Genomic DNA, 20,615 nt, shown 5'->3' with positions numbered 1-20,615 from the left:
GTATGTTCGACACGGTGCTGGTGGCCAACCGGGGCGAGATCGCCGTCCGGGTGATCGACACGTTGCGGGCGATGGGCATCCGCTCGGTGGCCGTCTACAGCGATGCCGACGCCGGGGCGCGCCACGCCGCCGCCGCCGACGCCGCGGTCCGCATCGGTCCCGCACCCGCGCGGGACAGCTATCTCGACATCGCCGCGGTCGTAGCCGCCGCACTGCGCACCGGAGCCCAGGCCGTGCACCCTGGCTACGGATTCCTCTCGGAGAACGCCGATTTCGCGGTAGCGCTGGCGTCTGCCGGGGTGGTTTTCATCGGACCGCCGGCACGGGCCATCGCGACGATGGGCGACAAGATCACCGCCAAGGCGACCGTGTCGGCGTTCGGTGTGCCCGTCGTTCCCGGCGTCGCGCGCCCGGGACTGACCGACGCCGAACTGATCGCCGCCGCCGCCGACGTCGGCTACCCGGTGCTGGTCAAGCCGTCGGCCGGTGGCGGCGGCAAAGGCATGCGGTTGGTGGAGCGGGCCGACGACCTGCCCGCCGCGCTGGCCGGCGCCCGGCGCGAGTCGGCGGCCGCGTTCGGTGACGACACGCTTTTCGTGGAGCGGTTTGTCCAGCGCCCCAGGCACATCGAAGTTCAGGTGCTGGCCGACGGCTTCGGCAACGTGATCCATCTCGGCGAACGCGAGTGCAGCCTGCAGCGTCGCCACCAGAAGGTCGTCGAAGAGGCGCCGTCGCCGCTGCTGGACGCCGCGACGCGGGCCCGCATCGGCGCGGCCGCGTGTGACACCGCCCGCAGCGTGGACTACACCGGTGCAGGCACCGTGGAGTTCATCGTGTCCGCGGACCGTCCGCAGGAGTTCTTCTTCATGGAGATGAACACCCGGTTGCAGGTCGAGCACCCGGTCACCGAGCTGGTGACGGGGTGGGACCTCGTCGAATGGCAGGTCCGCATCGCGGCGGGGGAGAAGCTGACCGCCGCGCAGGCCGACGTGGCGCTGACCGGGCACGCGGTGGAAGCCCGGGTTTACGCCGAGGACCCGGCGCGTGGATTCGTGCCCACCGGTGGCGACGTGCTCGACGTGCTCGAGCCGGAAGGGCCTGGGGTGCGCGTCGATTCGGGCCTGTCCACCGGTATGACGGTGGGCAGCCAGTACGACCCGATGCTGGCCAAGGTGATCGCGCACGCGCCGGACCGGGCGGCCGCGCTGCGCACACTGAACCGGGCGCTTGCCGGCACCGCGATCCTGGGGGTGACCACCAACGTCGAGTTCGTCCGGTTCCTGCTGGCCGATCCCGACGTGGTCGCCGGCCGGCTCGACACCGGGTTGCTGGACCGGCGGGCGGCCGAATTCGTTGCGGCGCAGCCGTCCGACGAACATTTCGTCGCCGCGGCCGCCTACCGCTGGCTGCGGTCGTTCCCCGCGCCGGAGGCCGACCTGTGGGAGGTGCCGTCGGGGTGGCGGATCGGCGCGCGAGCGCCGGTCAGCATCCGGCTGCGCGCCGGCGACCGCACCGACCACGTCCACATCACCGGCACCCCCGACGCCGCGGTGGTGCGCATCGAAGGCGGCCAATCCCGAACGCTGGCAGCAACTCTGGAAGGCCGGAATCTCCTGGTGACGCTCGACGGGCTGCGCGTGCGCTACGTGGCCGCAGTATCCGACCACCGGATCTGGCTGGTCGGCGGGGGCGCCGCGGTGGTGCTCGAAAAGGTGCGCGAAGCACCGGTGCGCCCGGATGACGCACACCGTGGAGACGCCGAGTTGACCAGCCCGATGCCGGGGTCGGTCGTCGCGGTGGGTGTCGCCGACGGCGCATCCGTGGCGGCCGGAGCCGTCGTCGTCACGGTCGAGGCGATGAAGATGGAGCACGCCCTGGTTGCGCCCGTCGACGGCGTGGTCGAACTGCTCGTCGGCGTCGGCGAGCAGGTGAAGGTGGGGCAGCCGCTGGCCCGAATTGCCCTGCACGGCAACGTGAACGCAGCAGAGGATGACCGATCATGACCGATTTCCTGGCAACCGGGTCGCTGCCGGACGAATACCGGCAGTTGACCGAGACGGTCCGCGACTTCGCGCAGTCGGTGGTCGCGCCGGTCTCCGCCCGACACGACGCCGAGCATTCGTTCCCCTACGAGGTGGTGGCCGGGATGGCCGGGATGGGCCTGTTCGGTCTGCCGTTCCCCGAGGAGTGGGGCGGCATGGGCGGCGATTACTTCGCCCTGTGCCTGGCCCTGGAAGAGCTGGGCAAGGTGGACCAGAGCGTGGCCATCACGCTGGAGGCCGGCGTGTCGCTGGGCGCCATGCCCGTCTACCGGTTCGGCACCGAGGCGCAGAAGCGGGAATGGTTGCCGCCGTTGGCCAGTGGCCGTGCCCTGGGTGCGTTCGGCCTGACCGAACCCGGAGGCGGCACCGATGCGGGCGCCACCACGACCACCGCGCGTCTGCACGACGGGCACTGGGTGATCAACGGGTCCAAACAGTTCATCACCAACTCCGGCACCGACATCACCAGGCTGGTCACCGTCACCGCGGTCACCGGTGAACGGGGCGGCCGCAAAGAGATCTCGTCGATCCTGGTGCCGGTGCCGGCCGCGGGTTTCACCGTCGGGCCGGCCTACGACAAAGTCGGCTGGCGGGCCTCCGACACGCATCCGCTGAGCTTCGTCGACGTGCGGGTGCCCGAGGAGAACATGCTGGGCGAGCGCGGCCGCGGCTACGCCAACTTTCTGCGTATTCTCGACGAGGGCCGGATCGCGATCGCCGCCCTGGCCACCGGCGCGGCGCAGGGCTGCGTCGACGAGAGCGTCAGGTACGCCAATCAGCGTGAAGCGTTCGGCCAGCCGATTGGTCGGTATCAGGCGATCGAGTTCACCATCGCGCGGATGGAGGCTCGTGCGCACACCGCGCGCACCGCCTACTACGACGCCGCGGCCCTGATGTTGGCCGGCAAACCGTTCAAAAAGCAGGCGGCGATCGCCAAGCTGGTCGCCAGCGAGGCCGCGATGGACAACGCCCGCGATGCCACCCAGATCCACGGCGGCTACGGGTTCGTCAACGAGTTCCCGGTCGCGCGGCACTATCGGGACAGCAAGATCCTCGAAATCGGGGAGGGCACCAGCGAAGTGCAGCTGATGCTGATCGCCCGCGAGCTAGGTCTGCGCTGAGCTGAGCCGGCTAACGGCGCCGCGCCGCGGCCAGCCGGGCGGCAAAATCCGGCGATCGGGCGGATTGCGCCTGCGGGCCGAGTTCGGCGCGCATGGCGAACTCGTGCGCCTCGACGTCGATCCAGCCGGGGCTGGCGGTGGCGCGCATCGTGGCCTTGGTTGCCAGCACCACGTCGCGCGGAGCGGCGGCGGGCCCGGCGGCCAGCTCCATCGCGGCGGCCACCGGGTTGTCGGCAACCGACAGCGCCAGGCCGTGCCGAACAGCGGATTCGGCGTCGAAACGCATTCCGAACAGCAGGGCGGCGCGAGCAACCTGAGGCCCGGCGGCGCGCTGCAGCATCCAGGTCGCGCCGCCACCCGGATGCAGTCCCAGCCGCTGGAAGCGGGCGTCGAACACCGCCGCCGGTCCGGCGATGCGCACGTCGGCGGCCAGCGCCAGGTTCAGGCCGGCGCCGACGGCGGGGCCGTTGACGGCGGCGATCGTCGGCAGCGTGCACCGGCCGACGGCCATGAAACCGTCGTAGAGCTGCAGCAGCCCGTCCTCGGCGGCGCTGCCCAGTGCACTGAGGTCGGCACCTGCGCAGAACGCGCTGCCGGCACCGGTGACCACCACCGCGTGGACGTCCGGATCAGCCTCGGCGCGTTCGACCGCCGCCCGCAGCCGGGTCGACATGTCCGCCGTCACGGCGTTGCGGCGATCGGGATCGTTGACGGTGACGAGCGCGACGCGATCATCGACGCGGTAGGCGACCAGGTCGGCCACCGGGCACCTCCTCAGGATCTCCGGGGACTCACTGCCCCGGCGTTCGCGCTGCTCACCAGGTGCCCCCGGCAGGACTCGAACCTGCGACCACAAGATTAGAAGTCATGTGCTCTGTCCAACTGAGCTACGGAGGCCCATCTGTCACAAATCCCAGGTCAGTCTAGCCAACCGGGCTATCCAACCGGGCGCAACGCCCGCGGCGACCGCGCAACGCCGAGTGAAATGCCGTTGGTGACATTCGTGATTCGCTAGTCTGTGACGCACGACACAGGTACGCTGCTGATGATCGCAAGCCGCCCGCGAGGCGGCTTTCTGTCTGCTCGACGGCGAGAGGTGACAGGCGTGAGCATAGCCACTGACGTGACCGCACGGTGCTCGCGAACCGGTTCGCTGGCGCTGCGGCTGGCGTCCGACGCCGCCGACGCCTACCGCACCGGCACGCTGCTGCTGCGCGGCTCGCCCTCGGCGCTCGGGTGGTTCGCGGGCTGGCTGTCGGCGGAGTTCCCCCCACACGTGCTGACGGGGCATGCGCTGTCGGCGGTGAGCCCGCCGGTGGTGGGACGCGTCGCGGCCGCCTGGGCCGCCCAGCGAGCCGACCAGATTCTCGGTGCGGCCCTGGAGGAATCCTTCGGGGTGAAATACCACGACCGGGTGCGCCACCCCGTCGGCGAACAGCCCGGGCGGCGTGGCGGAATACTGCAGGCAGCCGGCAGCCGCAAGCGGTACGCCGCCCAGACGTCGGACATCGCCTATGGTCCGGACGGTCGCGACAACCTGCTCGACGTCTGGCGGCATCCCGAGCTGCCCCAGGGGCGCCGGGCGCCGGTGCTGCTGCAGGTTCCCGGCGGCGGGTGGGCCATCAGCGGGAAACGCGGCCAGGCGTACCCACTGATGGACCGGATGGCCGGGCTCGGCTGGGTCTGTGTGTCGATCAACTACAGCAAGAGCCCGCGCAAGTCCTGGCCCGCGCACATCATCGACGTCAAGCGGGCGATCGCCTGGGTTCGCGAGAACATCGCCGAGTACGGCGGCGACCCGGACTTCATCGCGATCACCGGCGGCTCGGCGGGGGCACATTTGGCCTCTCTGGCCGCACTGACCGCCAACGACGAGCGCCTGCAGCCCGGGTTCGAGGCAGCCGACACGACGGTGCAGGCCGCGGCGCCCTATTACGGCATCTACGACTTCACCGATGCCAGGAAAATGCATGACATCACGTTGCCTTTTCTGGAACAGGTCGTCATGCGGAGTCGTTACGCCGACAATCCGGGTTTGTTCAAATCAGCCTCGCCGATTTCGCACGCGCACCGCGCCGCTCCGCCGTTCTTCGTGTTGCACGGCGACAGTGATTCCCTGATTCCGGCGAGCCAGGCGCAGGCCTTCTGTGCGGCGCTGCGCGAGGCCGGCGCCCGGACGGTGTGCTACGCCGAGCTCGCCAACGCGCACCACGCCTTCGACACCGTCGCCACCGTGCGGTCACGGCTGGCAGCCGATGCCGTCGCCGACTTTTTGGGTGTCGTTTACGGCCGCTATGCCCGTTCGCGGTCGGCCCGAATGCGGCAACGGGAAAACACAGCCAGCTGAATTCACGCGAACTGAATTCGGTCCCAGCGCCCCGGCTCCGAATTGGCCCGCCTATCTTCGTATTTCGTGCGCGGGTCGGTGCGCGCTTTCTGCGTCGACTCGATCCGCAGGATCGGCTCGCACCGCATCGCCGGTCGGACTAGCGTAAGTGAGCACAGGGTTGGACACGTCGGCGACGGGAGGTTGCGGTAGCGATGGCGGGATGGGCAGGGGGCGGTGACGGTGGCTGAGTTGGTGGATGCCGCCGGACTGCCCGCCGAGTTGGGGCCGGTCGACTACCTGTTGCATCGCGGTGAAGCCAATCCACGCACCCGTTCCGGGATTGTGGGGCTCGAGATACTCGACACCACCCCGGACTGGGACCGTTTCCGGACCCGCTTCGAGCACGCGTCGCGGCGGGTGTTGCGGCTGCGGCAGAGGGTGGTGGTGCCGACGCTGCCGACGGCGGCGCCACGCTGGGTGGTCGATCCCGACTTCACCCTCGACTTCCATGTGCGCCGGATGCGTGTCCCCGACCCCGGCACCCTGCGCCAGGTGTTCGACCTGGCCGAGGTGATCCTGCAGTCCCCCCTGGACATCGCGCGCCCGTTGTGGACGGCCACGCTGGTCGAAGGTCTCGCCGGCGGAAAGGCCGCCGCACTGCTGCACCTCAGCCATGCCGTCACCGACGGCGTCGGAAGCATCGAGATGTTCTCGCAGATCTATGATCTCGAGCGCGATCCGAACCCTGAACCGCCACCGCCACAACCGATTCCGCAAGACCTGTCATCCAACGACCTGATGTGGGAAGGCATCGGCCACCTCCCCGGAGCCGCGGTCGGCGGAGTGCTCAACGCGCTCGCGGGGGCCACGTCGCTGGTCGGGCGGACAGTGCTGAACCCCGGGTCCGCGGTCGCCACGGCGGTGGACTACGCCCGGTCCGGAGTCCGGGTGGTGAGCCGCGCCGCCGAGCCGTCGCCGCTGCTGCGGCGCCGCAGCCTGGCCAGCCGGATCGACGCCCTCGACATCCCGCTGTCTGCGCTGCACCGGGCCGCCAAGGCGGGCGGCGGGTCGATCAACGACGCGTATCTGGCAGGTCTGTGCGGTGCGCTCGGCCGCTACCATCGGGCGCTCGGTGTGCCGACAGCCACCCTGCCGATGGCGGTGCCGGTGAACTTGCGTGCCGAATCCGACCCGGCCGGTGGCAACCGGTTCACCGGCGTCAACCTGGCGGCGCCGGTGGGGACGGCCGATCCGGTGGCCCGCATGAAGAAGATTCGCGCCCAGATGACCCAGCGGCGCGATGAGCCCGCGATGGACATCGTCGGCTCCGTCGCACCGATGTTGAGCATCCTGCCGGCGCCGCTGCTGGAAAGGGTGACCGCCTCGGTGGTGGGCTCCGACGTGCAAGCCAGCAATGTTCCCCTGGTCCAGGTGGACACCTACATCGCGGGCGCAAAAGTGCTGCGCCACTACGGTATTGGCCCGCTTCCCGGTGTCGCGATGATGGTCGTGCTGGTATCGAGGTCGGGCATGTGCACCATCACCGTGCGTTACGATCGGGCCGCGGTGCGTCACGAGAAGCTGTTCGTTCGCTGCCTGTTAGAGGGCTTCGATGAGATCCTCGCGTTGGCTGGTGAGGACGCATCGCACGCCGTGCCCGCCTCGTTCACGCTCGAGTCCTCCGAGGCGTCGACCCGATCGGCGGCGGGCTCATGACCGACACCGAAGAACGCGGCTCGTCGCGTGATCTGCGGTTGCCCGGCTCGGTCGCCGAGATCATGGCCAGCCCGCCCGGGAAAAAGATCGGTGCGTTCTTCGACCTGGACGGCACCCTGGTCGCGGGTTTCACCGCTGTCCTGTTGACGCGGGAACGTTTTCGGCGCGGCGACATCGGCGTCGGTGAGCTGATCGGCATGATTCAGGCCGGGCTGAATCACCAACTCGGGCGCATCGAGTTCGAAGAACTCATCCTCAAGGCCGCCTCAGCGCTGCGCGGCCGCTCGCTCAGCGACCTCGAAGAGATCGGCGAGCGGTTGTTTGCCCAGAAGATCGAGTCCCGGATCTACCCGGAGATGCGTGAGCTGGTGCGGGCGCATCTGGCGCGCGGGCACACCGTGGTGCTCAGCTCCTCGGCGCTGACCATCCAGGTGGAGCCGGTGGCCCGCTTTCTGGGCATCCCCAACACGTTGACGAACCAATTCGAGACCGACGAGAACGGGGTGCTCGTCGGCACCGTGGTGACGCCGATCCTGTGGGGTCCGGGCAAGGCTGCGGCCGTGCAAAAGTTCGCCGCCGAGCACGACATCGACCTCAAAGACAGCTACTTCTACGCCGACGGCGACGAAGACGTCGCGCTGATGTATCTGGTGGGCAATCCGCGACCGACGAACCCCGAGGGCAACATGGCCGCGGTCGCCCGCCGCCGCGGCTGGCCGATCCTCCGGTTCACCAGCCGGGACGGCATCGGTGTCGGCACCCAGCTGCGGACCCTGGCCGGCATCGGCTCGATGGTGCCGGTCGCCGCCGGCGCGGTGGGGATCGGTCTGCTGACCCGCAGCAGGCGCCGCGGCGTGAACTTCTTCAACTCAACCTGGTCGCAGCTGATGCTGGCTACCAGCGGCGTGCGTCTGAATGTGCTAGGGGAGGAGAACCTCACCGCGCAGCGTCCGGCGGTGTTCATCTTCAACCACCGCAACCAGGTCGACCCGGTCATGGTCGCCTCGCTGGTGCGCGACAACTGGGTCGGCGTCGGAAAGAAGGAGCTGGCCGGCGACCCGGTCATGGGCACGCTGGGCAAGCTGCTGGACACCGTCTTCATCGACCGCGACGATCCGGTGGCCGCGGTGGAGATGCTGCACGAGGCCGAGGATCGGGCCCGAAAAGGGCTGTCGATTGTGATCGCACCGGAGGGCACCCGGCTGGACACCACCACGGTCGGCCCATTCAAGAAGGGGCCGTTCCGGATCGCGATGGCGGTGGGAATCCCGATCGTGCCGATCGTGATTCGCAACGCGGAGATCATCGCCTCGCGAAACTCCAGCGTGATGAATTCCGGGACGGTGGATGTCGCTGTTTTCCCGCCGATTTCGGTCGGCGACTGGACGCTGGACACGTTGGAGGATCGGATCGCGCAGGTGCGTCAACTGTATCTGGACACGCTGGCCGACTGGCCTGTCGACGAGCTGCCGCAGTCGGGGTTGTACCGAACAACGCCGCGACGCACGCGCGCCGCCAAGACCGCCACGGCGTCCGGCGCGACGGCGCCGGCGAAGAAAGCCCAAGCGGCCAAGAAAGCCCAGCCGGCGAAGAAAGCCCAAGCGGCCAAGAAAGCCCAGCCGGCGAAGAAAGCCCAAGCGGCGAAGAAGGCGACACCGCGTCCCAGGGGACGACAGTGACGACGTCGGCCGTCGACGCCGGCACCTTCAACCCAGCCGACGACACGCTGGTCCTGGTGTCGGTGTCGGCGCCGGTCGAGGCTGAGTTGATCGAGCGGTGGCTCGATCAGCAGCGTGCGCGCCACCCGGACAGCACGATCCGCGTGCTGCGGCTGCCGCCCCGCAACGCGGCGCCGGCAGAATTAGCGCAGCTCGTCGAGGCGCTGGAGGCCGACGAAGACCGGTCGATCGTGCCGGTGCGGGTGTTCTGGCTGCCGCGGGCGGGCGCGTCGGCGCTCAGCCGGGTGGCGGCACTGCTCCCGGGACAAGATCCCTACCACCCCAGCGATCGTCGGCAACGACGGATCGTGCGCGCCGAACCCTCCCGCGCGCGGGTACTGGCCGGCGAATCCGCGAAGGTCTCCGAGCTGCGCCAGCAGTGGCGCGACACCACCGTCGGTGACAGCCCGAGGGATTTCGCGCACTTCGTCACCCGCCGGGCGCTGTTGGCGCTGGAACGCGCCGAGTACCGAATTCTGGGTCCGCAGTACAAGTCTCCGCGGCTGGTGAAGCCGGAAATATTGGCGTCCGCGCGATTTCGTGCCGGCCTGGACAAAATCGAGGGTGCGACCGTCGAGGATGCGGGAAAGATGCTCGACGAGTTGGCCACCGGGTGGAGTCGAGTCTCCGTCGACCTGGTGTCCGTGCTCGCACGGTTGCTCAGCCGGGGTTTCGACCGCGAAATCGACTACGACGCATTTCAGGTGGCGGCGATGCGCGCTGCGCTGGAAGCTCATCCGGCGGTGTTGCTGTTCTCGCACCGGTCCTACATCGACGGCGCGGTCGTGCCGGTTGCGATGCAGGAGAACCGGCTGCCGCCGGTGCACGTGTTCGCGGGCATCAACCTGGCGTTCGGGGTGATGGGGCCGCTGATGCGCCGCGCCGGCGTCATCTTCATCCGGCGCAACATCGCCGACGATCCGCTGTACAAGTACGTGCTCAGAGAGTACGTCGGCTACGTCGTGCAGAAGCGGTTCAACCTGAGCTGGTCCATCGAGGGCACGCGGTCTCGTACCGGAAAGATGTTGCCGCCCAAGCTCGGTCTGATGAGCTACGTCGCCGACGCCTACCTCGATGGCCGGAGCGACGACATTCTCCTGCAAGGCGTGTCGATCAGCTTTGACCAGCTGCACGAGACCGCCGAGTACGCCGCGTACGCGCGCGGCGCGGAGAAACAAGCCGAGGGGGTGGGCTGGCTCTACCGGTTCATCAAGGCGCAGGGTGAGCGCAACTACGGCAAGATCTACGTCCGTTTCCCCGAGGCCGTGTCCATGCGCCAATACCTCGGACCGCCACACGATGCGACTACTGAGGATCCGGCCGCCAAAAGGCTTGCGCTGCAGAAGATGTCGTTCGAGGTTGCATGGCGGATCCTGCAGGCGACCCCGGTGAACGCCACCGGGCTGCTGTCGGCGCTGCTGCTGACCACCCGCGGGTTGGCGTTGACGCTCGATCAGTTGCATCACACCCTGCAGGACGCATTGGACTATCTGGAACGCAAAAAGACCCCGATGTCGACCAGCGCGCTGCGGCTCCGGAGCGCCGACGGTGTCCGCGCGGCGGTGGACTCGTTGTCCAACGGCCACCCGGTCACCCGCGTGGACGGTGGCCGGCAACCGGTGTGGCGTATCGCCCCGGAGGACGAGCACGCCGCGGCCTTCTATCGCAATTCGGTGATACACGCTTTCCTGGAGACCTCGATCGTCGAGCTGGCGCTGGCGCACGCCCGGCACGCTGACGGCGACCGGCTGGCGGCCTTTTGGTCGCAGGCGCTGCGACTGCGCGATCTGCTGAAGTTCGAGTTCTACTTTGCCGATTCGGCGACGTTCCGCGCCAACATCGCCGAGGAAATGGACTGGAACCAGAATTGGGAGGCCCAGGTCGTCGCAGGCGGCGATGGGATCGACTCGATGCTCTGCGCGAAACGGCCGCTGATGTCGATGGCGATGCTGCGGGTGTTCTTCGAGGCCTACGAGATCGTCGCCGACGTTCTGCGCGACGCGCCGGCCGGCATCGGCGAGAAGGAACTGACCGCGCTGGCGTTGGGTGTCGGTCGCCAGTACGTCGCCCAGGGCCGGGTCCGCAGCAGCGAGTCGGTGTCGACGTTGCTGTTCGCCACCGCGCGCCAAGTCGTTGCCGACCAGGATCTGTTGCAGCCGGCGCCGGATCTGGCCGGGCGCCGGATTGCGTTCCACCGTGAACTGCGGAGCATTCTGCGGGATTTCGACCATGTCGAGCGGATCGCCCGTGATCAGTTCGGCACTCGCGAGTCCGCGGCGCGTCGGGCGCGGCTCGACGGTCATACGCTTGATTCATGACGGATGTTCCGGCGACCGGCCGGCGGCGCGCGGCGGTGTGGCCGCTGCTGACCGGCGTGGCCGCGCTGGCAGGCTGCACGGCCGCCGGAATTGCGGCGTTGTCGCTGGCCGACGCGCTGACCGCGACCGGGCTACCCGACCCCGGGCCGGTGACCACGCTGGGGTTGCCGTTCGTGCGCGCCGCCGGCGAGATCGCCGCGGTGGTCGCTGTCGGGTCGTTCTTCTTCGCGGCGTTCCTGGTACCGCCGCAACGCAGCGGAGTGCTCGGCGCCGACGGTTACCGCGCACTGCGGGTGGGCACCGCGGCATCGGGCATGTGGGCGGTTTGCGCGGTCCTGTTGGTTCCGCTGACCATCTCCGACGTCTCCGGTCAACCGGTCGGCGCCCACCTCAACCCTGCCGGTATGTGGTCGCTGGCCGGCCTGATCAACATCGTGTCGGCGTGGCGGTGGACCGCCGTGTTGGCCGCTGTGGTGGCGCTGTCGAGCCTGCCGGTGCTGCGCTGGTCGTGGACACCGCTGCTGCTGGCCGGGTCGCTGGTGACGCTGGTCCCGCTCGGGCTGACCGGCCATTCGTCGGCGGGCGGATCACATGACCTGGCCACCAACAGCCTGCTGATCCACCTGGTCGCGGCCAGCCTGTGGGCCGGCGGCCTGCTGGCTCTGCTGGCCCACGCCGTCCGCGGCGGCGGGCACGCCGACCTGGCCGCGCGACGGTTCTCCGCCGTCGCCCTGTGGTGCTTCGTCGCGATGGCGTGCAGCGGTGTGCTCAATGCCCTGATCCGGGTCCTGCCGGCCGACCTGCTGAGCACCGGGTACGGGCGGCTGGTGGTCGCCAAGTTCGTCGCGCTGTGCCTGCTCGGTCTGCTCGGCTGGCGGCAGCGGCACACCGGAGTCGTTGCGTTGCAGGCAGATCCAGGTGCACGACGGGTGCTGATCCGGTTGGCTCTGATCGAGGCCGCGATCTTCGGTGTCACGTTCGGCATCGCGGTCGGGCTGGGTCGCACACCCCCGCCCCCGCCCCCGATCCTGCGTCCGTCGATCCCGCAGGTGAAGATCGGCTACGACCTTGCCGGGCCGCCCACCCTGCTGCGCGTGCTCGTCGACTGGCGCTTCGACGTGGTTTTCGGGACGGCCGCGCTGGTGCTGGCGGCGGTGTATCTGGCCGGGGTGCGGCGACTGCACCGGCGTGGTGACAGCTGGCCGGCGGGCCGGACGGCGGCCTGGCTGGCCGGCTGCGGGGTGTTGCTGTTCGCGACGTCGTCGGGCGTGGGCCGATACATGCCGGCCATGTTCAGCATGCACATGGCCGCCCACATGCTGCTGTCCATGATGGCCCCGATCTTTCTGGTCCTGGGAGCCCCGGCGACGTTGGCGTTGCGGGCGCTGCCCGCCGCCGGCCCCGCCGGCCCGCCGGGTGCGCGGGAATGGCTGCTGGCCGCCCTGCACAGCAGGGTGTCGCGGTTCCTCACCAACCCGATCGTGGCGACCGTGCTGTTCGTCGCCGGCTTCTACGGCCTGTACTTCGGGAGCCTCTTCGACGCGGCGGTCGGCAGCCACGTCGGGCACGTCTTGATGAACGTGCACTTCCTGGCCACCGGCTACCTGTTCTACTGGGTGGTGATCGGTGTCGATCCGACGCCGCGGCCGCTGCCGCCGCTGGGCAAGCTGGCCGTGGTCCTCGCGTCGCTGCCGCTGCACGCCTTCTTCGGTGTAGTGCTGATGGGAACCAAAGCGGTGCTCGGGCAAGCCTTCTACCGGTCGCTGCATTTGGGCTGGCCCGCCGATCTGCTCGGTGATCAACGACTCGGTGGTGGAATCGCCTGGGGCTCAGGCGAACTGCCACTGGTGATCGTCATGGTCGCGCTGATGGTGCAGTGGCGGCGCAGCGACCAGCGGACCGCCACACGGTTGGATCGGGCAGCCGACCGCGACGACGCCGAGCTGACCGCCTACAACGCGATGCTGGCCGAGCTGGCCCGCCGGGACAGGGCCGAACGGCGCTAGCCGCGGCTCGATCACGCCAGCCGTCCGCCACGCCAGCCGTCCGGTCGCGAGTCCTGCCTATCCACAGTCCCGGCTGTCTCCACAGGGTGGGGACGAGGCCGGAGTGGACCCGTCGGAATTGTCGGCGATGCCGTGCTGAATAACGCACAGCACCGACGGGGGTAGCCACCGCAGGCGCCACCGCCCTACAGGAAAGGAATCGACATGTTCGAAACACCGGTCACCGTGGTCGGAAACATCGTCAACGACCCGCAACGCCGCCCGGTGGGAGATGGCGAGGTGATGAAGTTCCGGGTTGCCAGCAACTCGCGCCGCCGCGGCGCCGACGGCACCTGGGAGCCGGGCAACTCGCTGTTCGTCACCGTCAACTGCTGGGGCCGGCTGGTCTCCGGCGTCGGCGCATCGTTGGGCAAGGGTTCGGCGGTCATCGTGGTCGGCAACATCTACACCAGCGAGTACGAGGACCGCGACGGCATCCGGCGCTCGACGTTGGAGATGCGCGCCACCTCGGTGGGCCCCGACCTGTCGCGGTGCTTCGCCCGCGTCGAAAAGACCGTCCCCAGCGCAACCGACGCGGCGACACCGCCGGCACCGGCCGCCGCGACGGGGCCGGCCGATCCCGAGGACGCCGGCGACAGCGGGGATGGCGAACCGGAGTCGCCGACGAGGCTGCCGCTGTCGGCTTAGCCCAGGCTCAGCCCTGCGGGGCGGTGCCTAGGATGGTCGGGGCAACCCGGATCAGAAAGGCGACACCGCGGCATGGCTGAGTTCATCTACACGATGAAGAAGGTCCGCAAGGCGCACGGCGACAAGGTCATCCTCGACGATGTCACGTTGAGCTTCCTGCCGGGCGCGAAGATCGGCGTGGTCGGCCCCAACGGGGCGGGCAAGTCGAGCGTCTTGCGGATCATGGCTGGTCTGGACAAGCCCAACAACGGCGACGCCTTGCTGGCGCCCGGCGCCACCGTCGGCATCCTGGCGCAGGAGCCGCCGTTGGACGAGTCGAAGACGGTCCGTGGCAACGTCGAGGAGGGCCTGGGCGAACTCAAGGTCAAACTCGACCGGTTCAACGAGGTCGCCGAGCTGATGGCCACCGACTACACCGACGATCTGATGGAGGAGATGGGCCGGCTGCAGGAGGAGCTCGATCATGCCGGCGCCTGGGACGTCGACTCGCAGCTCGAGCAGGCCATGGACGCGCTGCGCTGCCCGCCGCCCGACGAGCCGGTGACCCAGCTGTCCGGCGGCGAGCGGCGCCGGGTGGCGTTGTGCAAACTTCTGCTGAGTAAACCCGACCTGCTGCTGCTCGACGAGCCGACCAACCACCTCGACGCGGAAAGCGTGCAGTGGCTCGAACAGCACCTGGCCGGCTACCCGGGAGCGATCCTGGCGGTCACCCACGACCGCTACTTCCTCGACAACGTCGCGCAGTGGATTCTGGAACTCGACCGCGGCCGCGCCTACCCCTACGAGGGCAACTACTCCACCTACCTGGAGAAGAAGGCCGAGCGGCTGGCCGTGCAGGGCCGCAAGGACGCCAAGCTGCAGAAGCGACTTCAGGACGAACTGGCCTGGGTGCGCTCGGGCACCAAAGCCCGGCAGGCCAAAGGCAAAGCCCGGCTGCAGCGCTACGAGGAGATGGCGGCCGAGGCGGAGAAGACCCGCAAGCTCGACTTCGAGGAGATCCAGATTCCCCCGGGCCCGCGGCTGGGCAACGTGGTCGTCGAAGTCGACCACCTCGACAAGGGCTACGAGGGGCGCCCGCTGATCAAAGACCTGTCCTTCACCTTGCCCCGCAACGGCATCGTCGGGGTCATCGGGCCCAACGGCGTCGGCAAGACCACGCTGTTTAAGACGATCGTCGGGCTCGAGCAACCCGACAGCGGCACCGTCAAGGTCGGCGACACCGTCAAGATCAGCTACGTCGACCAGGACCGAGCCGGCATCGACTCCGCCAAGACGGTCTGGGAGGTGGTCTCCGACCGGCTGGACCACATCCAGGTCGGCCAGACCGAGATCCCGTCGCGGGCGTACGTGTCGGCGTTCGGTTTCAAGGGCCCCGACCAGCAGAAGCCGGCGGGCGTGCTCTCCGGCGGCGAGCGCAACCGGCTCAACCTCGCGCTCACCCTCAAAGAGGGCGGCAACCTCATCCTGCTCGACGAACCCACCAACGACCTCGACGTCGAGACGCTGGGCTCCCTGGAGAACGCCCTGGAGAAGTTTCCCGGCTGCGCGGTGGTGATCTCCCACGACCGCTGGTTCCTCGACCGCACCTGCACGCACATCCTGGCCTGGGAGGGCGACGACGACAACGAGGCCACCTGGTACTGGTTCGAGGGCAACTTCGGCGCCTACGAGGAAAACAAAGTGGAACGTCTCGGTGTCGAGGCTGCACGTCCGCACCGAGTGACCCACCGAAAGCTCACCCGCGACTAGTGTCTGCGCTACCAGCACCGGTGGGGGTACTGAGTCAGGAGCAGTCGGCATGACGGTCAATTCCGGCCAAAGCCTCGACGAGGCGTGGACCACGTTCACCCGCACCGGGACTGTCCCCGACGCGATCTCGACGGCCTACACCGCCACCTACCAGGGCCCGCAGGGTGGCGGGCCCGGAACCGACTCCGCGCCGGCCGGTCCCGTCCACGTGGGGCCGGCGCTGCTGAGCGCGCACTACCGACTCGGCCTGCACCGCCCGCCCAACGAAAGCTGTGTCGCGGTGTATGCGGCCGAGGACTCCGGCGGGTTCGGGCCCGCGCTGCAGGTGGTCACCGACGACGGCGCCATGCTGATGGATTCCGTCACGACGCTGCTGCACCGGCTGGGCATCGCCTACCGGGCGATCATGACCCCGGTGTTCGAGGTGCGCCGCAGCCCGGCCGGGGACCTGCAGCAGGTCCGGCCGCGAACCGGCGACAGCCCGGACCATCTCGACGAGGCCTGGATCCACGTCCAGCTCTCGCCGTCGGTGGACCGCGCGGCGCTGGCCGAGTTCGAGCGGCTGCTGCCCCGCGTGCTGGCCGACGTCCGGCAGGTCGCCGCCGATTCCGCCGCGATGACGACGACGCTCGCGGACACCGCCGCCGATCTCGAGGCCGATCGCGACGGCCGCTACCCGGGAGCCGACCGCGAGGACGCCGGCGCACTGCTGCGCTGGCTGGCCGACGGGCATTTCATCCTGTTGGGCTACCAGCACTGCCCGGTGCGCGACGGACGGGTCTGGGGCGACGAGTCCACCGTCAGCCTGGGCGTGCTGCGCCGGCGTACCGCGTCTCGGCCCCGGTTGACCGACGACGCCAAACTGCTGGGCTTGGCGCAAACCACCGCGTCGAGCTACCTGCGCTACGGCGCCTACCCGTATGTCGTGGCGGTGCGGGAGAACGCCCCGCACGGTGTCTTCGAGCATCGCTTCGTCGGGCTGTTCACGGTCGCCGCCGTGAACGCCGACGTCCTCGACATCCCGATCGTCTCGCGCCGGGTGCGGGACGCGCTCGCGCTGGCCGCCCATGATCCCAGCTACCCGGGGCAGCTGCTGCTCGACGTCATCCAGACGGTTCCACGCTCAGAGCTGTTCACGCTGCACGCCGAGCGCCTATTGGCGATAGCCAAGGCCGTGGTGGACCTCAGCTCAGCGCGGCGAGCGCTGTTGTTCCTGCGCGCCGACCAGCTCGAGCACTTCGTGTCGTGCCTGGTGTATCTGCCCCGGGACCGCTACACCACGCCCGTGCGCCTGCGGATCGAGGACATCCTGGTCAGCGAGTTCGGTGGCACCAGCCTCGAATTCACCGCGCGTGTCACCGAATCACCCTGGGCGCTTTTGCATTTCACGGTTCTGCTGGCGGACGGTTCGCGTGCAGTCGACGTCTCCGAAGCCAACCGGGCGCGCATCCAGGCGCTGATCACCGAGGCCACCCGGACCTGGGCCGACCGGTTGCTCGCCGCGGTGCAGACCGGATCGATCGCACAGCGCGAGGCCGACCACTATGCGACGGCTTTCTCCGAAGCCTACAAGCAGGCCGTCACACCCGACGACGCGATCGACGACATCGCCATCATCGAAGAGCTGAAAGATGATTCGGTCAAGCTCACGATCTCCGAACGCGACGATCACGATATCGCGCAGCTGAACTGGTATCTGGGCGGGCGGACCGCGTCGCTGAGCCGGCTGCTCCCGATGCTGCAGTCCATGGGTATGGTCGTCCTCGAGGAGCGGCCGTTCACCGTTACTCGGGGTGACGGGCTGCAGGTCTCGATCTACCAGTTCAAGGTTCGGCCGCAGCAGACCTTCCCGCGGCCGCCCGAGGGCGCCGAGCGGAAAGCCGCCGGGCAGCGATTCACCGACGCGGTGACCGCGATATGGCAGGGCCGCGTCGAGATCGACCGGTTCAACGAGCTGGTGATGCGCGCGGGTCTGACCTGGCGGCAGGTGGTGTTGTTGCGCGCGTACGCCAAATACCTTCGGCAGGTTGGCTTTCCGTACAGCCAGTCGCACATCGAGTCGGTTCTCAACGAAAACCCGCACACCGCACGTTCTCTGGTCGCACTGTTCGAAGCGCTCTTCGATCCCACGCCTTCCGGAGCGCCGAGGAAGCGCGACGCCCAGGCCGCGGCCGGCGCGGTCGCAGCCGACATCGACGCCCTGGTGAGCCTGGACACCGACCGCGTCCTGCGCGCGTTCGCCTCGCTGGTCCAGGGGACATTGCGTACCAATTACTACGTCACACAGGAGGGTTCGGCTCGTAGCCAGGATGTGCTGGCCGTCAAGCTTGATGCCCAGCTGATTGACGAGCTGCCGTTGCCGCGTCCCAAATTCGAGATCTTCGTCTACTCTCCGCGGGTCGAGGGTGTGCATCTGCGTTTCGGCCCGGTGGCGCGCGGCGGGCTGCGCTGGTCGGACCGGCGCGACGATTTCCGCACCGAGATCCTCGGCCTGGTCAAGGCGCAGGCCGTGAAGAACGCCGTCATCGTGCCGGTGGGCGCCAAGGGCGGGTTCGTCCTCAAACGCCCGCCATTACCCACCGGCGACCCCGCTGCTGACCGCGACGCCACCCGCAGCGAGGGCATCGCCTGCTACCGGCTGTTCGTCTCGGGGCTGCTCGACATCACCGACAACGTCGACCACGCCACCGGGAAGGTCACTGTCCCGCCGCAGGTGGTACGCCGCGACGGTGACGATGCATATCTGGTGGTGGCCGCCGATAAGGGCACCGCAGAGTTCTCCGACATCGCCAACGACGTCGCCCTGTCCTACGGCTTCTGGCTGGGCGACGCGTTCGCATCCGGCGGTTCGGTGGGCTACGACCACAAGGTGATGGGCATCACCGCCAAGGGCGCCTGGGAAGCGGTCCGGCGGCACTTCGCCGAGATGGGCGTCGACACCCAGTCCGAGGACTTCACCGTCGCGGGCATCGGCGACATGAGCGGCGACGTGTTCGGCAACGGCATGTTGCTGTCCAAGCACATTCGGCTGCTGGCCGCCTTCGACCACCGGCACGTCTTCCTCGATCCCAACCCCGACGCCGCCATTTCGTGGACGGAACGGCGCCGGCTGTTCGAGCTGCCCCGCTCCAGCTGGGACGACTACGACAGGTCGCTGATCAGCGCGGGCGGCGGGGTGTACAGCCGCGAGCAGAAGACCATCCCGGTCAGCGACCAGGTGCGCGCGGCGCTGGGCATCTCCGACGACGTCACCGAGCTGGCGCCGCCGAGCCTGGTGCGGGCGGTCCTGAAGGCGCCGGTGGACCTGCTCTACAACGGCGGCATCGGCACCTACGTCAAGGCCGAAGCCCAGTCCGACGCCGACGTCGGCGACCGCGCGAACGACCCGGTGCGGGTGAACGCAAACGAGTTGCGCGCCAAGGTGATCGCCGAGGGCGGCAACCTGGGGGTCACGGCGCTGGGCCGCGTCGAATTCGACCTGTGCGGCGGGCGGGTCAACACCGACGCTCTGGACAACTCCGCCGGGGTCGACTGCTCCGACCACGAGGTCAACATCAAGATCCTGATCGACTCGCTGATCACTGCCGGCAAGCTCACGCCCGACGAACGGCCGCCGCTGCTGGAGTCGATGACCGACGAGGTCGCCGCACTGGTGCTCGCCGACAACGCCGACCAGAACGCCCTGATGGGCACCAGCCGGGCCAACGCCTCCAGCCTGCTGCCGGTGCATGCCGAGCAGATCAAATATCTGGTGGCCGAGCGCGGGCTCAACCGCGAACTGGAGGCGCTGCCGTCGGAGAAGGAGATCGACCGGCGCGCCGAGGCCGGCCTCGGCCTGACGTCGCCGGAACTGGCGACCCTGATGGCGCACGTCAAGCTGGCGCTCAAGGACGAGGTGCTGGCCACCGACCTGCCCGACCAGGAGGTCTTCGCGGCCCGGTTGCCGCGTTATTTCCCGTCGGCGCTGAAGGACCGGTTTACCGCGGAGATCCGGTCGCATCAGCTGCGCCGCGAAATCGTGACGACCATGCTGGTCAACGATCTGGTCGACAGCGCCGGCATCACCTACGCCTTTCGAATCACCGAGGACGTGGGCGTAAAACCGGTGGATGCAGTGCGCACCTGGGTCGCAAGCGAAGCCATCTTCGGGGTGGGGGAGCTGTGGCACCGGATCCGCGCGGCTGGGGCGCAAGGTGGGATGCCGGCCGCGGTGTCGGATCGGATGATGCTGGACACCCGCCGGCTGATCGATCGGGCCGGCCGCTGGCTGCTCAACTACCGCCCGCAGCCGCTGGCGGTCGGTGCCGAGATCAACCGGTTCGCCGCCACCGTGCACGCGCTGACACCTCGTATGCCGGAGTGGCTGCGCGGCGACGACAAGGCCATCGTCGACAAGGAAGCCGAAGAGTTCGCCGCACAGGGCGCGCCGGCGGACGTGGCCTACCTGGTTGCGGCCGGCCTGTACCGCTACAGCCTGCTCGACGTCATCGACATCGCCGACATCGCCGAGATCGACGCCGCCGAGGTCGCCGACACCTACTTCGCGCTGATGGACCGGCTGGGCACCGACGGCCTGCTCACCGCGGTGTCCCAACTGCCACGCAACGACCGCTGGCATTCCCTGGCACGCTTGGCGATTCGCGACGACGTCTACTCCTCACTGCGGTCGCTGTGCTTCGACGTGCTGGCCGTCGGCGAGCCGGACGAGAGCGGCGAACAGAAGATCGCCGAGTGGGAGCACACCAGCGCGTCGCGGGTGGAGCGGGCCCGCCGCACGCTCACCGAGATCTACCAGAGCGGCCGCAAGGACCTGGCCACGCTGTCGGTGGCGGCGCGGCAGATCCGGCGCATGACACGCACCGTCGGGCCGGGGCCGTCGGGCTGAGCGCCGCGTTCGTGGTCGGCGGCCAGTGTCACGCTGGCGTGACC

Annotated in this window: 11 protein-coding genes and 1 tRNA gene; 10 read left to right on the top strand and 2 right to left on the bottom strand. The window is 68.9% G+C overall.

Annotation, left to right across the window (positions count from 1 at the left end):
* The first annotated feature begins 2 nt into the window (after nt 1–2).
* Complete coding sequence (locus tag ABDW21_RS00710; protein WP_343709939.1) at nt 3–2,003, top strand: biotin carboxylase N-terminal domain-containing protein; 2,001 nt, start codon at nt 3–5, stop codon at nt 2,001–2,003.
* The gene (locus ABDW21_RS00705) at nt 2,000–3,163 is read left to right on the top strand and encodes an acyl-CoA dehydrogenase family protein (RefSeq protein WP_343600447.1); all 1,164 of its coding nucleotides are present in this window, start codon (nt 2,000–2,002) and stop codon (nt 3,161–3,163) included. The genes ABDW21_RS00710 and ABDW21_RS00705 overlap by 4 nt, the downstream gene beginning before the upstream one ends.
* A 10-nt stretch (nt 3,164–3,173) precedes the next feature.
* Here the strand turns inward: ABDW21_RS00705 and ABDW21_RS00700 are convergent, their stop codons facing one another.
* Both ABDW21_RS00700 and ABDW21_RS00695 read right to left on the bottom strand, forming a co-directional pair.
* Complete coding sequence (locus tag ABDW21_RS00700) at nt 3,174–3,926, bottom strand: enoyl-CoA hydratase (protein WP_343709931.1); 753 nt, start codon at nt 3,924–3,926, stop codon at nt 3,174–3,176.
* 60 nt (nt 3,927–3,986) lie between these two features.
* Nucleotides 3,987–4,060: transfer RNA gene (locus ABDW21_RS00695), tRNA-Arg, on the bottom strand.
* 208 nt (nt 4,061–4,268) lie between these two features.
* Between ABDW21_RS00695 and ABDW21_RS00690 the strand changes: the two genes are divergently transcribed.
* The 8 genes from ABDW21_RS00690 (at nt 4,269) to ABDW21_RS00655 (ending at nt 20,571) form a co-directional block, all read left to right on the top strand.
* Nucleotides 4,269–5,510 (top strand): alpha/beta hydrolase, encoded by a 1,242-nt coding sequence (locus ABDW21_RS00690; protein WP_343600445.1) that lies wholly within the window; start codon nt 4,269–4,271, stop codon nt 5,508–5,510.
* 222 nt (nt 5,511–5,732) lie between these two features.
* Nucleotides 5,733–7,208: a wax ester/triacylglycerol synthase family O-acyltransferase gene (locus ABDW21_RS00685; protein ID WP_343709938.1), complete on the top strand. Its 1,476-nt coding sequence runs from the start codon at nt 5,733–5,735 to the stop codon at nt 7,206–7,208.
* Nucleotides 7,205–8,887: an HAD-IB family hydrolase/lysophospholipid acyltransferase family protein gene (locus tag ABDW21_RS00680; protein WP_343600443.1), complete on the top strand. Its 1,683-nt coding sequence runs from the start codon at nt 7,205–7,207 to the stop codon at nt 8,885–8,887. The genes ABDW21_RS00685 and ABDW21_RS00680 overlap by 4 nt, the downstream gene beginning before the upstream one ends.
* Nucleotides 8,884–11,244 carry a glycerol-3-phosphate 1-O-acyltransferase gene (locus ABDW21_RS00675; protein WP_343709930.1) on the top strand — a complete coding sequence of 787 codons (2,361 nt, stop codon included), beginning with the start codon at nt 8,884–8,886 and terminating at the stop codon, nt 11,242–11,244. The genes ABDW21_RS00680 and ABDW21_RS00675 overlap by 4 nt, the downstream gene beginning before the upstream one ends.
* A complete protein-coding gene (locus ABDW21_RS00670) occupies nt 11,241–13,250 on the top strand; it encodes a cytochrome c oxidase assembly protein (RefSeq protein WP_343600441.1) in 2,010 nt (669 codons plus the stop codon). Before ABDW21_RS00675 ends, ABDW21_RS00670 begins: the two co-directional genes overlap by 4 nt.
* 204 nt (nt 13,251–13,454) lie before the next feature.
* Nucleotides 13,455–13,937: a single-stranded DNA-binding protein gene (ssb, locus tag ABDW21_RS00665; protein ID WP_343600440.1), complete on the top strand. Its 483-nt coding sequence runs from the start codon at nt 13,455–13,457 to the stop codon at nt 13,935–13,937.
* A gap of 72 nt (nt 13,938–14,009) precedes the next feature.
* Nucleotides 14,010–15,686 carry an energy-dependent translational throttle protein EttA gene (ettA, locus tag ABDW21_RS00660; protein WP_343600439.1) on the top strand — a complete coding sequence of 559 codons (1,677 nt, stop codon included), beginning with the start codon at nt 14,010–14,012 and terminating at the stop codon, nt 15,684–15,686.
* Between the two features lie 49 nt (nt 15,687–15,735).
* The gene (locus ABDW21_RS00655) at nt 15,736–20,571 is read left to right on the top strand and encodes an NAD-glutamate dehydrogenase (protein ID WP_343600438.1); all 4,836 of its coding nucleotides are present in this window, start codon (nt 15,736–15,738) and stop codon (nt 20,569–20,571) included.
* Nucleotides 20,572–20,615 lie beyond the last annotated feature (44 nt).

The organism is Mycobacterium sp. (genome assembly GCF_039583805.1).
Classification (GTDB): Bacteria; Actinomycetota; Actinomycetes; order Mycobacteriales; family Mycobacteriaceae; genus Mycobacterium.
This window is presented reverse-complemented; position numbering and strand designations above follow the sequence as displayed.